Source organism: Micromonospora violae (assembly GCF_004217135.1).
Classification (GTDB): domain Bacteria; phylum Actinomycetota; class Actinomycetes; order Mycobacteriales; family Micromonosporaceae; genus Micromonospora; species Micromonospora violae.
Map to the genome: position 1 here is coordinate 4,139,782 of NZ_SHKK01000001.1, position 14,218 is coordinate 4,153,999.

Below are 14,218 nucleotides of genomic sequence, written 5' to 3' on the forward strand. Positions count from 1 at the left end.
GGCTACCAGCGACACGTCACGATGTCGCCCACGTCGTTGGGGGATCCCCAGTCGCAGTGGTCGTCGATCCACTCGCCGATATCGCCGATCTTGTCCACGACCCAGGCGACCGCCGCCTTGATCGCACCCCAGATGCTGAAGTAGACGACTGTCGTTTCCGGGGTGCCGCCCGCCTCGTCGATGAGGTCCTTCGTCGACATGGCGGCGTTCGGCTTGTCGACGATGTCCAGCACCTTTACCCCGGTGTCGTCCTTGCCGGCCAGCAGCGCCTGGATCTGCTCCGGGGTCCGCTCCTTGCCGTCGTCGACCGCCACGATCGCGCGGTCGACGACCACCTCCCGGCTGCCGCTGATGGCTCGGGCGATGCCGGCCATCTCACCCACCGTGAGGTCGTAGCCGAGCGCGGGGCCGGTGAACCGCCGGACCGACACGGCACCGGACGGGTCGAGCTGGATCGCGTCGGCCGTGATCATGTCGTCGGCCCGGAACGGCTCCCAGGCGAACGTCCACTGCCCGCCGACGCAGCGGAACTGACCGTACTCTCGGCCTTCGCGCTCGGTCTCGGTACGGACGACGCCGCCGCGCTCGTCGACGTACTCGACCACGCAGTCGGTGCCCTTGTGCGGCGGCTTGTCGGTCCGGGCCACGGCGGCGGCGGAGGACATGGCCAGTACCGTCGCGCTGACTACCCCGATCACCGCGAGGTGGTGTGCCAAACGACTCATCGGACGCTCCATTCCTGGTGCGGAAGAAACTGATGTCCGAAGAGTGCCGAGCCGCGCTGAAACGGCCCGGAAACGGCGCGGAAAGGGGGGTACGTCAGCGCGACGGCGTGGCGTCGAGTTGTTCGAGGTCGGCGCGGAGCGAGTCGGCGCCGGCGTCGCCGAGTTCGTCGAGGATGGTCAGGGCTCGCCGCCAGGCGGCCCGGGCGGCGGCGAGGTCGCCGAGCGCCCGGTGACTGCCGCCCAGGTTCACGTACGTGCCCGCTTCGGCGTACCGGTCGTTGACCTGGGTGAAGAGTTCGAGGGCGTGCTCGTAGCAGGCGATCGCCCGCCGGTCGTCGCCGAGTTGGTGATGGGCGTGGCCGAGGCTGTCCCAGGTGTCGGCCTGCCCCTGGACGTCGTCCACCTCCTGCAACATCAGCAGCGCCGCACCGCACGACTCAAGGGCACGGTGGTAGTTGCCGAGCAGCCCTTCCTGCCAACCGACCGCGTTGAGGGTGTACCCCTGCCCGGCCCGGTTTCCGGCCCCCTGGAACAGGGCCAGGGCCCGCCGGGAATGGTGCAGCGCCTGCTGGTGCCGCCCCTGCCGCTCCGCCAGTTGACCGAGGTTCAGGCGGGTGTGTGCCCGTCCGGTGTCGTCGCCGACGTCGGTGAACAGGTCGAGCGCCCGCCGCAGGTGGTCGTCGGCCTCCTCGTACCGTCGAAGCCGGGAGCAGGCGAGACCGAGGCTGCGGTGGGCGTGGCCCTGCCCGGCCTGGTCCCCGATGCGGGACGCGGCGGCCAGCGCGATCTGTTGCGTGCCGAGCCAGTCCTGCCAGTGCCCCTGCCGGTGCAGGTAGCCGGCCGACGTCCAGGCGAGCCGCCAGGCGTGTCCCTCGAAACCGGACCGCGCCGCGAGCGGCACCGCGGCGAGCAGGACGGGGACCTCGGCGGCGAACCACGCTGCGGCGGCCGACCGGTTCCGGGGGCGTTCCGGCGTCACGCCCGCCCGGGGTGGCGGGAGGCTGATCGCGCTGAAGTGCGGGTGCAGCGCGAGGTCGGCGGCGTACGCGGTGTGCAGGCAGTGGTCGAGCAGCCGGTGGACGGCGTCGCGACGCTCGGTGGGCGGCTCGGCCTCGTCGGCGAGGCTGCCGGCGTACGCGCGCAGCAGGTCGTGGAACGCGTAGCGCCCGTACGTGTGCTCGGTGAAGAGATTCACCCGGGTCAGCTCGGTGAGCAGAGGGCCGGTGGTTGGCCCGTCGACGCCGGCCAGGCTGGCCACGGCCGGGGCGGAGACGTCCGGGCCCGGGTGCAGGCTCAGCAGCCGGAACAGCCGGGCCGCGGCGGGGCTGAGGGTCCGGCACGACCAGGAGAAGACCGCCCGGACGTCGGTGGCCTCGTCGCCTCCGTGGAAGGCGTCCAGGTCGCCCAGTTCACCGGCGACGGCGGCCAGCGAGAAGTGCCGGTTGGTGGCGGCCCTGGCCGCCACGATGGCCAGGGCGATGGGCAGCCGCGCGCACCGCTGGGCGATGTCGTCGGCGGCCTCGGGTTCGGCGGCGACCTGACGTGCCCCGAGTCGGCCGACCAGCATGGCGCGGGCTTCGCCGGGGCTCAGCAGGTCGAGCGGCACCGGTTGGGCGCTCTCGGTGACGACCAACGGGATGAGCCGGTCGCGGCTGGTAACGATGGCGAGGCAGTCCGGTGAGCCGGGCAGCAGCGGCCGGACCTGTTCCGCGTCGCGCGCGTTGTCGAGCACCACCAGCAGCCGCTTGCCCGCCACCGTCGTGCGGTACAGGCTGGTCATCGTGTCCGGGTCGCTGGGCATCCGGGCTGCCGGAACGCCGAGCGCCTCCAGGAACCCGTGCAGCACCCGCGCCGGTTCGGTCGGGGTGGCCGCCGGGTCGAAGCCGCGCAGGTTGACGTAGAGCTGCCCGTCGGGGAAGTGCGCGGCGGCGTGGTGCGCCCAGTGCACGGCGAGGGTGGTCTTGCCGACGCCGGCGGTCCCGGACACCACCACGGCGCCGCCCCGGTCGACGAGCGCGTCCAGTGCGGCGAGCTCCGCGTCACGTCCGGTGAACGTGGGTACGGGCGGAGGCAGCTGCGCCGCCACCGGCGCCGATGCCGTGGCGGCCGGTGCCGGTGCGGCGATCGCGGTGTCCTGGCGCAGGATGGCGCACTCCAGGTCCCGTAGCCGCGGACCCGGGTCGATGCCGAGGTTCTCCCGCAGGCTGTCGCGCAGCCGCCGGTACGTGGCGACCGCTTCGCTCTGTCGGCCATCGCGGTACAGGGCGAGCATCAGCTGCGCGTGCAGGTGCTCGTCGAACGGGTGCTGCCGGACCAGCTGTTCCAACCCGGGGACGAGCCCGGCGTGCTCGCCGAGGGACAACCGGGCCTGGACGAGCGACCGTTCGGCCTCCAACCGTAGGCGTGCCAGGTGTTCCGCCTGCTCCTCAAGCCACGCGGACCCGGCCACGTCGGCCAACGGCGGACCTCGCCAGAGGGCCACCGCGGCCGTCAGGTGCTTGACCTGCTCGTGCCGGTCCGTCGACCGCCGGGCCAGGTCGATGAGGCGCTCGGCGGCCTGGACATCCGTGGAATCCGGCCCGGTGTCGAGCAGGTAACCGGGCGGGCGCGCCACGATCGATCCCGGCTCGCCGAGCACCCCGCGCAGGTAGGAGACGTGCCGTTGCAAGGTGTTCGCCGCGGTGGCCGGTAGGTGGTCGCCCCAGACCACGTCGATGAGCCGGTCGACACTGACGACTCGGCCCGCGTGCAGTGCCAACGTCGCCAGTACCGCCCTGCGGCGCAACCCGTTGACCGCCTGCGGACTGCCGGCGACGACCACCTCCACCGGCCCGAGCAGCCTCACCCGCACGCCCGCGCCAACCATCGAGATCACCGAATCAGGCTAAATCCGCAGCCCGGCGACCCGGCTCTGTTCGTCGCGGACTGGACACGATCCACGGCCTGGGCTGTTCGCTCTGCCGGCGCCCGCTGATCCACTCGGGTTTCCGGAATCCGGGCTATCACCCGCGTCCGGACACCGCGACTTCCTGAAATGCGAGTCGATCACGCTCTCGGCGCCCCGAGGCGGGTTGCCCAAATACGTTGGCAGGTCGTGACCGTGGTGTGGCAGGGTGTTCGCCATGAGTCAGCCTCGAAAGGTCCATGGCGCGTAGATCTCCCGGGGCGCTGCGCTCCCTGTTTCCGTCGGCCGGGCGGGCCGCCGGCACAACCCGCCGCATTGATGGTCTGTCGAACGGGGCGAACGCGGCGATCGTCAGGCTCGAACGCAGGCATCCGGGCATCTCGGTAGCGACCGCGCTGGATGCGTATCGTCGTACGATTCGGCAGTCAGGGCGGTGGCTGGAGCTGTCCCTGGACTGCTGCTCCTGTCCGGGCTGCGGCGATCCGGTCGAGCAGCGGGACGTCCTCGACGACGCGCTGCGCCGACTGCCAGCGCCCGCCCGCCGCGAGTTGCAGCGTGTCATCGACCCGTTGGACGAGGAGTTCCTCCGCAAGACACTGCCAGACCCCCGAGCTGCCGAGCGGAGTTCCTGGCACGCGCGGGCGTGGTGGCGGCAGCGGCTGAGGGAATGGTGAACGAACATGGAAACCACGTTGCTTCTCGGGCCGGTCGAGGCGGATGGGCTGCCACCACTGGAGCAGGTCGCGTTGACGGTCGCCGGCATCATCGGCGTGGAACTGGTGGAAAGAGCCGGCGACCAGCGGCACTTCTTTGGCGCGGACGACAACTTCGCCGTCTGGCTCGATACCGACCCCGACACGGACGAGCCCTTCCGCAGCCACCCCTTCTGTTTGGACGTGTCGAATCCGAGCGCGACGGCTGAGCTCGGCACGAGGCTCTTCCACCAGCTAGCCGACAGCGGACGGTTTCGAGTCCTGCTGATCCTGAATCACGACTGCGTACGGTCAACGCATTTCCCCTGCGAGGACTGGTGACCGCCGCGCACACAGACGACGAGCGTACGCACACGACCACACATCGACCGCGCCCTGGACAACGTGGGTCTCCGGCAAGGCCGACGAATATAGTTCCGGCTATGACTGAGTCGGCGGGGATGAGGGTGCCCGCGCGCGCCCGCTCGTGGCTTGGGGTCGCGGCGGCCACTGTCATAGCGGGGGCCGCCGTGGCGGGCTTCTGGTGGTTGGCCGTGCCGCGCTTTGACGTCTGCGCGACCGTCCTGCCCGTGCCTGCGGGCTGCCGGATCGCCGATCGGGTGCCCACCGCGACACTCTGGACGGCTGTCGTCGCGGTGCTGTACGTGGCGACCGTCGTCGTCGCCCTCGCCCGCCCGCGTGGTCGCTGGTGGCCGTTGGCAGTAGGGATCGCGGTGCTGATCGTCGCGGCGTTGTGGGGCTACCGGGCGGTGCTGTACCAAACCTGACCGCCGGGTGAGGTGCCGCCGCGCGGTTGACGCCTGCGGGCCGGACGCCTCCGGGGCGTCCGGCCCTCCTGCGGGCGGTGCTAGCAGCCGTAGACGGAGACGCACACCCGAACGTCGTACGGGTAGAAGTCAGCCTGCATCATCGGCCAGGCCGAGACGATGCCGATGGGCTGCCCGTTGACCGTGCCGGAGCCCCAGTTCAATCCGACGAACGTCACATCGTTGGTGAGCGGGCTGTTGGTCACGCGGAAAACCGGGCCGCCGGAGTCGCCTGGCTGGGACGAGTAGGTCCCGAGGTACTGGCAGTTCTGGCCGATATTCGGCATGTCCGCGATGTTGCTGATCCGGACGCAACTCTGAGTAATCGTGCCGGTGGTCATGCCGGAGGTACGGCCGACCGCGCGGATGGCACCGGTGGGCGTTCCAGTAGCCGTGATGCGGTACTTGTCGGAGCCGTTCCAGTTGATGGTGCCGGTGGTCGAGGGCCTGGCGATCCAGCCGGTCGGCGTGGACGTGTAATCGCCGTCGAACGCCCCGAAAGCCGCGTCGCTGAGCCGGCACTGGTAGCCGGACGGGCACGCCAGCGCGTCCGAGCCGTACGGGTTTCCGGTGTACAGCGACGGATCGAGCACCTCGTAGCCGATGCGGTTGGCGGTGTTCCACAAGGCACCCCAGGGGATCTCGGGCTGCCAGTGGTACACGTAGTCGGTCTCGGCGTAATCCGTGGAGCAGTGGGAGTTCGTCAGGTAGCCCGGGACCGCCGGGGAGGTGTTGACGATGCGGGCGGTGACACCCAGGGTGCACGAAGCCGTGTACCAGATGGTGCCGACGTCCCCGATGACCGGAAGCGCGTACGAGATCTGTTGACCGCCGCTCACCGGCCGGTGGTCGTCCCGGAGCGACTGGCGGCCGAAGGTCGCCTCGACGACATTCAGCGCATCGCTGGGAACGCCCGCCTTCTTCGCGTACCGGACGATGTCCGCACGCGCCCCCTGGTCGCTGACGCCGACGGTGACGGTGTTGTTGCGCTCGTCGGCGTCCGTGAAGGTCACCACGCCGTCAGCGAGCAGCGCGTCCATCACGGTCTGCCACTTCTTCAGCTGCGCGAACGTGTACGAGACCTCGACGGTCCGCACGCGGGTGCCCGGCTTTGCGAGCGCCGTGGCGCCCTCGCTGAGAGCCAGCGCTGCGGCCGGCTGCCGGCGGAACGCGTCCTGCACATCGGCGGCGACCTGAGCGCCCTGGCGACCGGATCGAGCGACCGCGATGGTCGTCACCGCCCCCGTCGGGCCGTCGTCGAGCCAGATGCCGGCGAAGTCGGGCACTTCGCTTGTGGCGCGCAGGAGTTGCCCGTCCTCGTCCTCGACGAGCCTCGGCGCGGCACTCCTGCCGACGCTGGCCAACGTCTTCTGCGCCTTGGCGCGTACCTCGTCGCTGGCGACCAGCGCGTCCGCCGGTGTCTCCGACTTCTCCGACGCAGCGGCCACCTGGCCCTGACCTGCGACGATAGTTGTGATCAACATTGCGAGAGCGACTGAAGATCGGACGAACCTTCGTCCAACGTGCATCGATCCTCCCCGTACCACTAGTGGTGGACGGAGCAGATTATATAGCCGCCGATCTATTTAAGGATCAATCGAGTGGCGTGCGTCACCCAATCGCCGGGCGGTTGGCCGGCGGGGCGGGGCGGGTCGCGGTGTCCCATATTCAGTCCCGGGATCACTCCGGGGACCTACCACTGCCCGCCCCCCGTAGCCGCGCTGTCCCGCATGGGGTTGCTCTGACCGGCCAGCTGCGGCTGACCGTAGCAACCGGGTACGACGTCACCCCGGCCCCACAGCCGCTGTGCTGCTGCTACCTGAGGCATCGGTCCTGATCTCGACGCGGTCTGTCCGGGTCGTCGGCAGCGTGGCTGACCTGGGAGAACAGTTGGTGGGCCGGAGGTACCACCATGGCCCGGCGCAGGATCAGGCGATCTGACGGAGATCGCTGCCGTAGTCGAAGATGATCCGCATGCGAGCGCCCAGCGCTCGGGCGTACCGGCTGAGGGTCGCAACCTCGTTGGCCTCCAGGTCGCCATTCTCGATCTGGCTGACCCGGCCCGGCGTGACCCCCATCAACTCGGCCACCTGCCGCTGAGTGAGACCCAGCCGCTTACGCTCCTCGGCGAGGTGGAACGCGCTGACCCACGCCTCGGTACGGGCACGCTCCACATCGAGCGCGTCGTCGTCCCCGTCGTGCAGCTCGGCACGGATGTCGTCCCAGTCATGGAAGTCGCCCATCAGCCCTCCCTCCGCTTCCTCTCAAAGGCAAGCCAGCCCTCGTACGCGACCTCGGCGACCGGAATTGCTTCCTCGTACCATCGAGACCAGTCGCCGGCCTTATTGCCGGCCACCAACAACACCGCCTGCGACCAGGGATCGAAGACGAACAGAACCCGGATGGCGACTTCCCGCCCAGACCTCGGTCGCAGCTCCTTGAGGTTGCTGATGTTCGAACCTTTGAGCGTGTCGACCAGTGGACGCCCCAAACCCGGACCGGCGTCAGCGAGCATGTCGATCGCCACGTTGACCGACCGGTACGTCGCCGGATCGGTAGGGCGGAGCGAGCGCAACCAGTCGCGGACATCGCTGGTCGTTCTGATCGCCCAGCGACGATCGGAACCGTGAGGCATGGAGCTAACTATAGCCCAGGCTATAGTTAGCGACAGCATACGAACCAAGAAGCGCAGTTCGAGACCAGAATGACATCGGTGGGGCGGGCGGGACTCGAACCCGCGACCGAGGGATTATGAGTCCCCTGCTCTAACCGGCTGAGCTACCGCCCCGAACACCGCGCCGGATCTTATCCCGCCCGGTGGATCACGGGCCAGCAGCGTTCCAGCCCCACCTCATCGACCCCGCCGCCGTCGCTGCAGCTTCACGATGGGCAACGCGAGAATAACAGTGAGCAGCCAGAGCACCACGACAGCACCCCAGAGCTGTTCCTCGCCCGGTTCGGTCTCGGTGAGGAGCATGGCGAGGGTCAGCAGCACGCTCAGGGCACCGACCAGGAGGATGCCCATTCCGCTGAGCACCATCACGGGGAGTTCCCACCAGGTGCTGTCGGCGGATTCCGTGTGCTGCCGTACGGCGGTCTGTGGCTGTGGGATCTCGTCTGGGTCGCGGGCCGGCATGGCGATCTGCCGGTCGTCTGGCACCTTGGCGTCGATGGCCGGGATCGTCCCCGGGTTCAGGTTGTACAGGGTGGGCTCGATGTGCAGTGCGATAGCGTCCGAGCCGATGAGCTGGCGGGCGCCGTCCGGCCAGACCAGCATGGCGGCGCAGTCGTCGTACCGGACGGTCAGCGGATTGTCGGTCTGCAGAACGGTCACCCCGTCCACGCCGACGCGCAGCGCGGAGTTCCCTTCCTTCGACGTGTAGGTGGAGCCCTGCAGGATCTCGGTCGAGTGAGTGGGTGCGGCGACGAAGCCGGCCCAGTCGGCGCTGAGTCCGCCGGGCACCATCAGCAGCGCCGACGCGGACATCTCTTTCGCCACCTCGTGCAGGGCGGCGAGGTCGACGGCCTTGAGCTCGACCCGGTGCTCGTCGACGGTGCGGGTCGGTTCTCCGGCCAGGAGGTCGAGGGCGTACGACGGCAGCCGTGCCGCGTCCACCTCGGCGATGCCGAGGATGTCTTCCCGCTTGGCGATGGTGGCGTCGAGATCCGCCTGTTCGATTCGGCCGACTCGCATCTTGGCCAACACGTCGATGAAGCCGCCGAGCACCGCGTCCTGCTTCTCCGGTAGCGCGTCGGCAAGTGCCCGCAGCGTGGCGTAGCCGTCGCCGCGCGGCTCGTACCCCGTGGTGGTGGTGTAGGAGAGGCCGGCGTCCTGGCGCAACGAGCGGTACAGCTCCCGTTCCAGCACGCCGCTGAAGACACTGGCGGCGGCGCTCCGCCGCACCACCGAGTCGAGCACGACGGCCCGGGAGCCGTTCACGAAGTACGCGGGCGTCTGGGGCAGCGCCGACGACGCCGTCGGTACGGGCTGGCGGGTTCCGGTGGGCAGCGCCAACCGCAGGTCGGCGGGCACCCGATCACCGGCGATCCAGAGCACCGCGTTCTCCCGGGTGAGCCACCGGGCGGCCCACTCGCGCAGGTCGTCGGCGGTGAGCGCGCCCAGGCCCCACTCGGGGTAGCTGGTCAGCCCGTAGTCCCGGGCACCGTGTCGCCACAGTGGGATGTTGTCGACTGCGGCGCCGCCCCGACTGCTCCACTCGGTCCGCAGGATCTCCTTCTCGACGTCCAGCCTCGCTAGCGGCAGGTTGGTGAGGTTCCCGCAGACAGCGGTGAGGAAGGCCGCGATGTCCGCGTCGGAGCCCTGGGTGTGGAACGTGGTGAACGCCTGGGCGGTCGCCCCGTTGACGTGGTAGTCGGCCAGGCCGAGCGGCGCGAGCGCGAGGTGCTCGATGAGGTGGGTGATGCCGGAGCTGGCGAGCGTCTCGTCGGCGGTGCCGACCCGGAAGGTCAGCCCGGCGCGCATCGGCCCGCCGGTGGCGGCGAGGAGCGTGGGCACCCCGTCCACGTCCAGGTGTTGGATCATGACTGGCCGCCCTTCGCGTACGCCTTGGCGCGGTACTTCGTGAAGCCTGCGACTCCGTCGACGTAGTCCCAGGGGTAGTCGGTGCCCCGGTTTCCGAGGGCGGTGAACTGGCTGGCGGCGGCGGTCCACTGCTCGGTCAGGCTGAAGATCAGCGCGAACGCCGAGCGAACTGACACCCAGCCGGGCCCGTCGACGAAGTCGGGGTGCAGCACGGACCGCTGCCCGGCCTGCATGACCTCGTCGACCACCGCGGTGTCGCGCAGGTACGCGGCACTCTCCCGTTCGGTGTCGAACTCCAGCCAGCGTTCGAGGTGCGCCTCGGCGATCAGGACCGCGTTGTGCGCCCCGTCCGGGGCGGCCTGGGTGCACTCCCTGGCGAAGCCGAACGCGCGGTCCCAGGTGCCGCTCCACTTCGGGCAGAACTGCTGGAGCAGGCTCGACTGCGCGGGCGCGTGGTGCGGGTGGTGCTGTGCGAGACGGTCGTAGCGGCGGCGCGCTTCGGCCTGTCCCAGTTGGAGGCCACGGTTGTTGGTGATCCGTTGGGTCCAGGCGGCCGCATCGTCCGGGTACCGGGCGGTGACGTCGATGAGCACCCGCTCGGAGCGGCGCAGGTGTTCGTGGAACTGGGCGAACTGGGACCGGCTGACGTGCTGCGCGCGGTAGGAGCTGCGGATCCGCCAGCCGGCGCGAATCAGGTAGGCGCCGAGCAGCAGGCCGGCGTGGGGGTCCTCGGGGTTGTCGTCGTACGCCCGCTGGAGAAACGCCTCGATCCCGGGCCGATCGGCGACGACCCCGGCCAGCATCGTCCGGGCGTCCGGGTCGCGGTCGGCGACCATGGCGCGAACGGCGGGCCAGTCGGCGGCATCGAGGGCCGTGCGCAGATTCTTGACCTCGGGGTACGCGGCACCGGCGTCGAAGGTGGGGGCCGGTAGGGGGGCGGGCATGGCGGGGATCATAGGTGATCATTTACGGCTGCGGTGCCCTCATTTTGCGGCGGGTATCGACCGGTACGCAGCTCGTTCAGCACCGCGCCGGCGGCGCGCCATCCGCTGGTGAGAGCACCCTGGATCGATGGGTTGTCCGGTGGTCACCGGCCACGAACGGGCCCTCCCCCAACGCCACCGGTTTGCGCAGCCGCCCCTGCGGCGGGGCGCGGCGGGGATGGCCGCGGTGGCGCGGTGGTTTCAGCCGGCGGCGCACCGGCCGTACAGCCGGGTCAACTCGGCCCGAATGGTCGGCTCGGGTGGGGCTGACCGGTGACGCGCGACCGTCTCAACCACCGTCGCGCGCCGCCCGCTCACCGTTCGCCCGGGACAACCGGCCCGGCCACCAGACCTTCGGCCCGATGTCGTACGCGAGCGCCGGCACCAGCAGCGACCGGACGATGATCGTGTCGATCAGCACCCCGAGCGCGACCGCCGTACCCAGCTCGACGAGCACCACCAGCGGTAGGACAGCCAGCGCGGAGAAGGTCGCGGCGAGCACGATGCCGGCGGAGGTGATCACCCCGCCGGTGACGGCGAGGCCGCCGAGCACCCCGGCCCGGGTGCCACGCTTGACCGACTCTTCACGGACGCGGCTCATCAGGAAGATGTTGTAGTCGATGCCGAGCGCGACCAGGAAGACGAACGCGAACAGCGGGAACGCCGCGTCCACGCCGGGGAAGTCGAAGACGTACCGGAACAGCAGGGCGCAGAGGCCGAGGGTGGCCGCGAAGCTGAGCAGCACGGTGGCGATCAGCAGCAGCGGGGCGAGCAGCGCGCGCAGCAGCACGGCCAGGATGACCGCGATGACCACCAGCACCACCGGGATGATGACGTTCTGGTCGCGCTTCGCGGCGTCCGAGGTGTCCACGTTGATCGCGGTGAAGCCACCGACCACCGCGTCCGCGTCGGGCACCCGGTGGACGGCCACGCGCAGCTCGCGAATGGTCCGCTCGGCGCCGTCGCTGTCGGGTGGGTCGGACAGGGTCGCCTCCAGCTGCACCCGCCCGTCGACGACCTTCGGGGCGGCGTTCTCCTCGGGTGGGCCGGTCTGCGGGCCGGCCGGTAGGGGGCGGACGTCGGCGACGCCGGGCACGTCCTTCGCCACCTGGGCGACCTGTCGGGCGGTCCGCTCGGCGGTGAAGATGGTGGCCGGGCTGCCGGTGCCGGCCGGATAGTGGCGGGAAATCACCTCCTGGCCGTCGACCGAGTCGGTGCGCTGGGTGAACAGGTCGGACTGGCCGAGGGTGGTCGCGCCGAGCTGGGTGAGGCCGAACGTCAGCAGGGCCAGCACGACGGCGGTGCTCAGCCAGATCGGCCGGGCGTGCCGGGCGACGAAGCCGGCGATGCGGCTCCAGATGCCGTGTTCGGCCCGCGGGTCGGCCTGGTCGGCTCGGGGCCGTCGGGGCCAGAACGCCCACCGCCCGCCGAGCACCAGCAGCGCGGGCAGGAAGGTGAGCATCACCAGCAGGGTGGCGGCGATGCCGATGGCGGCGACCGGGCCGAGCGCCCGGTTGGAGTTGAGGCTGGACAGCAGCAGGCAGAGCAGGCTGACGATGACCGTGCCGCCGGACGCGATGATGGCCGGTGCCGCACCCTTCCAGGCGGTCTTCATGGCGGGCCAGGGGCGGTCGTGCCGGTGCAGCTCCTCCCGGTACCGGGCGATCATCAGCAGCGCGTAGTCGGTGCCGGCGCCGAAGACCAGCACGGTGAGGATGCCCTGGGCCTGCCCGTTGAGCTTGACCACGTCGGCGTCGGCGAGCAGGTAGACGAAGACCGAGGCGAGGGCGTACGACATCCCGGCGGCGAGCAGCGGGAAGATCCAGAGGACCGGGCTGCGGTAGACGACCAGCAGGATGATCAGCACCACGACCAGGGTGACCAGCAGCAGTGGTCCGTCGATGGCAGAGAAGACTTTGATCAGGTCGGCGAGCAGACCGGCCGGGCCGGCGACGTCCACGGTGAGGCCGTCCCGGTCGCCGCCGGTGATGTCGCGGAGCTGGTCGACGATCGCGCCGATCTCCTCACCTTCGGCGTCGTCCACCGGTACGACGACCTGGAGCGCCTGGCCGTCCTGGCTGGGGATGGGTGGGGGTAGGGGGGTGACCACGCCGGGGATCTGGGCGAACCGGGCGGCGTCGGCGCTCACCCGTTGCCGGTCCGCGTCGGTGATCCCGGTGGGCCGGGCGTAGACGACCAGGGCCGGGATGGTCTGCCGGTCGACGAACTCGCCAGCGAGGTCCTGCGCCCGGGTCGCCTCGGCGTCGGTGGGCAGGAAGGCCGCGTTGTCGTTGGTGGCGACCTCGCTGAGACGCCCGGCGTACGGGCCGGCCACGCCCCCGATCACCAACCAGGCCAGCACGACCGCCACGGCGATCAGCGTGGCCCTGCCGCCCCGCCCCGACATCCCCACTCACACCCCCAAAAGGCCGGCCCACACACCGCCCATCCTGCCGCCAAAACATCCACTAAAAGCACAAACCCGGCATCCCCGCCCGCGTCGATCAAGGAGTTGCGGTGCTGCGCGTCCAACACCTCCGCCCGCGTCGATCAAGGAGTTGCGGTGCTGCGCGTCCGACACCTCCGCCCGCGTCGATCAAGGAGTTGTGGTGGTGGACGAAGGTGACAGAACGGCATAACTCCGGCACCACAACTCCATGATCGACCCGGCTCAGGGGCGTGGGTGGGGCCGGGCGGGGCGGGGGGTGGGGTGGGGTGGGTGGGGGGATATGACTAACGCCCGTTGGCCGGGGCCGACGGGCGTTGTGGTGGAGAAGCTCCCCCGATTGGACTCGAACCAATAACCTGCCGGTTAACAGCCGGCTGCTCTGCCAATTGAGCTACAGGGGATCGTGCACCGCTCGGCTTCGGATCTCCCCGACGCCGTGCGACGGGACAAGAGTACAGGACATCCCCCGGTGGTGGTCCAGTGGGTTCCCTCCCCGCCGGCGCATTGACAAACGGGGTAAATCGCCATCCCGGCACAAGCATGCTTGAGCGCAGAGCAGGATGGGTAGTTAGCTGCGGACAGAGGACGCAGGCGCGAACAGGTCGCCTTCCGGCGGGGCAACTCGGCGGGGTGACGGCGCGTCAGGTACGGAAGGAGCCGCCATGCGCGGAAAGATCATGTTTCTTGGCGGGCTGGCTGCGGGATTCGTCCTGGGCGCCCGTGCCGGCCGGGAAAAGTACGAAGAGCTCGTGGTCCGGGGCCGCAAGGTGCTCGACCACCCGACCGTCCAGGAGGCGGCCGGGGTCGCGCAGGCCCAGGCCAACAAGCTCTACAGCGAGGGCAAGGACAAGCTCGGCCAGACCAAACTGGGCGAGAAGCTGGGCACCGGCAACGGCAGCACCGGCAAGCAGGAGTTGACCGCCGCCGACGACGCGTTCGCCGGCACGCCCGCCACCGTGGGCGCCAAGGCGGGCACCAGCACCGTCGGCACGACCTCCGGGTCGCCGACGTCCACCAACCCCCGCACCAAGCCGTCCGGCTCGGGCACGAACGCCAGCACGCTCTGACCAACCGCACGTTCACGGGCCGGTCGC

The 14,218-nt window shown here is 70.2% G+C and carries 12 protein-coding genes, 2 tRNA genes and 1 pseudogene; 4 read left to right on the forward strand and 11 right to left on the reverse strand.

The window, feature by feature from the left end; translation table 11 throughout:
- Positions 1–2: 2 nt before the first annotated feature.
- Positions 3–725 (reverse strand): hypothetical protein, encoded by a 723-nt coding sequence (locus EV382_RS18225; protein ID WP_130403508.1) that lies wholly within the window; start codon positions 723–725, stop codon positions 3–5.
- A gap of 94 nt (positions 726–819) precedes the next feature.
- Positions 820–3,591 carry an AfsR/SARP family transcriptional regulator gene (locus EV382_RS18230; protein WP_244236967.1) on the reverse strand — a complete coding sequence of 924 codons (2,772 nt, stop codon included), beginning with the start codon at positions 3,589–3,591 and terminating at the stop codon, positions 820–822.
- Positions 3,592–3,869: 278 nt separating this feature from the next.
- On the opposite strand from EV382_RS18230, the gene EV382_RS18235 reads away from it, so the two are divergent.
- The 3 genes from EV382_RS18235 to EV382_RS18245 all read left to right on the forward strand — a co-directional run bounded on the left by EV382_RS18235 (position 3,870) and on the right by EV382_RS18245 (position 5,110).
- Complete coding sequence (locus EV382_RS18235; protein WP_130403512.1) at positions 3,870–4,304, forward strand: hypothetical protein; 435 nt, start codon at positions 3,870–3,872, stop codon at positions 4,302–4,304.
- Between the two features lie 6 nt (positions 4,305–4,310).
- A complete protein-coding gene (locus EV382_RS18240; protein ID WP_130403514.1) occupies positions 4,311–4,664 on the forward strand; it encodes a hypothetical protein in 354 nt (117 codons plus the stop codon).
- 101 nt (positions 4,665–4,765) lie between these two features.
- On the forward strand, positions 4,766–5,110 hold the full coding sequence (locus tag EV382_RS18245) for a hypothetical protein (RefSeq protein ID WP_130403516.1): 345 nt from the start codon (positions 4,766–4,768) through the stop codon (positions 5,108–5,110).
- 80 nt (positions 5,111–5,190) lie between these two features.
- Here the strand turns inward: EV382_RS18245 and EV382_RS18250 are convergent, their stop codons facing one another.
- The 9 genes and pseudogenes from EV382_RS18250 to EV382_RS18290 form a co-directional block, all read right to left on the reverse strand.
- The gene (locus EV382_RS18250; RefSeq protein ID WP_130403519.1) at positions 5,191–6,633 is read right to left on the reverse strand and encodes a chymotrypsin family serine protease; all 1,443 of its coding nucleotides are present in this window, start codon (positions 6,631–6,633) and stop codon (positions 5,191–5,193) included.
- A 444-nt stretch (positions 6,634–7,077) separates the two neighbouring features.
- The gene (locus tag EV382_RS18255; protein ID WP_120727370.1) at positions 7,078–7,392 is read right to left on the reverse strand and encodes a transcriptional regulator; all 315 of its coding nucleotides are present in this window, start codon (positions 7,390–7,392) and stop codon (positions 7,078–7,080) included.
- A complete protein-coding gene (locus EV382_RS18260) occupies positions 7,392–7,784 on the reverse strand; it encodes a type II toxin-antitoxin system RelE/ParE family toxin (protein WP_130403521.1) in 393 nt (130 codons plus the stop codon). The genes EV382_RS18255 and EV382_RS18260 overlap by 1 nt, the downstream gene beginning before the upstream one ends.
- Positions 7,785–7,863: 79 nt before the next feature.
- Positions 7,864–7,937, reverse strand: a tRNA-Ile gene (locus EV382_RS18265).
- A 63-nt stretch (positions 7,938–8,000) separates the two neighbouring features.
- Positions 8,001–9,692, reverse strand: a complete 1,692-nt coding sequence (locus EV382_RS18270) for a M16 family metallopeptidase (protein ID WP_130403523.1) — start codon at positions 9,690–9,692, stop codon at positions 8,001–8,003.
- Positions 9,689–10,636 carry a tetratricopeptide repeat protein gene (locus EV382_RS33540; RefSeq protein WP_130403525.1) on the reverse strand — a complete coding sequence of 316 codons (948 nt, stop codon included), beginning with the start codon at positions 10,634–10,636 and terminating at the stop codon, positions 9,689–9,691. The genes EV382_RS18270 and EV382_RS33540 overlap by 4 nt, the downstream gene beginning before the upstream one ends.
- Before the next feature lie 8 nt (positions 10,637–10,644).
- A pseudogene (locus EV382_RS33545) lies at positions 10,645–10,945 on the reverse strand (amine oxidase); the annotation flags it as partial.
- A gap of 19 nt (positions 10,946–10,964) precedes the next feature.
- Positions 10,965–13,082, reverse strand: coding sequence for an MMPL family transporter (locus tag EV382_RS18285; protein WP_130403527.1), 2,118 nt, complete (start codon positions 13,080–13,082; stop codon positions 10,965–10,967).
- A gap of 370 nt (positions 13,083–13,452) precedes the next feature.
- A tRNA-Asn gene (locus EV382_RS18290) sits at positions 13,453–13,525 on the reverse strand.
- Positions 13,526–13,786: 261 nt separating this feature from the next.
- Here EV382_RS18290 and EV382_RS18295 point away from each other — a divergent pair.
- Complete coding sequence (locus EV382_RS18295) at positions 13,787–14,191, forward strand: hypothetical protein (protein ID WP_130403529.1); 405 nt, start codon at positions 13,787–13,789, stop codon at positions 14,189–14,191.
- Positions 14,192–14,218 lie beyond the last annotated feature (27 nt).

Excerpts from the sequence above, each read along its gene's own strand:
- EV382_RS18225 (WP_130403508.1), bottom strand. The coding sequence starts at position 725 with ATGAGTCGTTTGGCACACCACCTCGCGGTGATCGGGGTAGTCAGCGCG.
- EV382_RS18230 (WP_244236967.1), bottom strand. The coding sequence starts at position 3,591 with ATGGTTGGCGCGGGCGTGCGGGTGAGGCTGCTCGGGCCGGTGGAGGTG.
- EV382_RS18235 (WP_130403512.1), top strand. The coding sequence starts at position 3,870 with ATGGCGCGTAGATCTCCCGGGGCGCTGCGCTCCCTGTTTCCGTCGGCC.
- EV382_RS18240 (WP_130403514.1), top strand. The coding sequence starts at position 4,311 with ATGGAAACCACGTTGCTTCTCGGGCCGGTCGAGGCGGATGGGCTGCCA.
- EV382_RS18245 (WP_130403516.1), top strand. The coding sequence starts at position 4,766 with ATGACTGAGTCGGCGGGGATGAGGGTGCCCGCGCGCGCCCGCTCGTGG.
- EV382_RS18250 (WP_130403519.1), bottom strand. The coding sequence starts at position 6,633 with ATGTTGATCACAACTATCGTCGCAGGTCAGGGCCAGGTGGCCGCTGCG.
- EV382_RS18255 (WP_120727370.1), bottom strand. The coding sequence starts at position 7,392 with ATGGGCGACTTCCATGACTGGGACGACATCCGTGCCGAGCTGCACGAC.
- EV382_RS18260 (WP_130403521.1), bottom strand. The coding sequence starts at position 7,784 with ATGCCTCACGGTTCCGATCGTCGCTGGGCGATCAGAACGACCAGCGAT.
- EV382_RS18270 (WP_130403523.1), bottom strand. The coding sequence starts at position 9,692 with ATGATCCAACACCTGGACGTGGACGGGGTGCCCACGCTCCTCGCCGCC.
- EV382_RS33540 (WP_130403525.1), bottom strand. The coding sequence starts at position 10,636 with ATGCCCGCCCCCCTACCGGCCCCCACCTTCGACGCCGGTGCCGCGTAC.
- EV382_RS18285 (WP_130403527.1), bottom strand. The coding sequence starts at position 13,082 with ATGTCGGGGCGGGGCGGCAGGGCCACGCTGATCGCCGTGGCGGTCGTG.
- EV382_RS18295 (WP_130403529.1), top strand. The coding sequence starts at position 13,787 with ATGCGCGGAAAGATCATGTTTCTTGGCGGGCTGGCTGCGGGATTCGTC.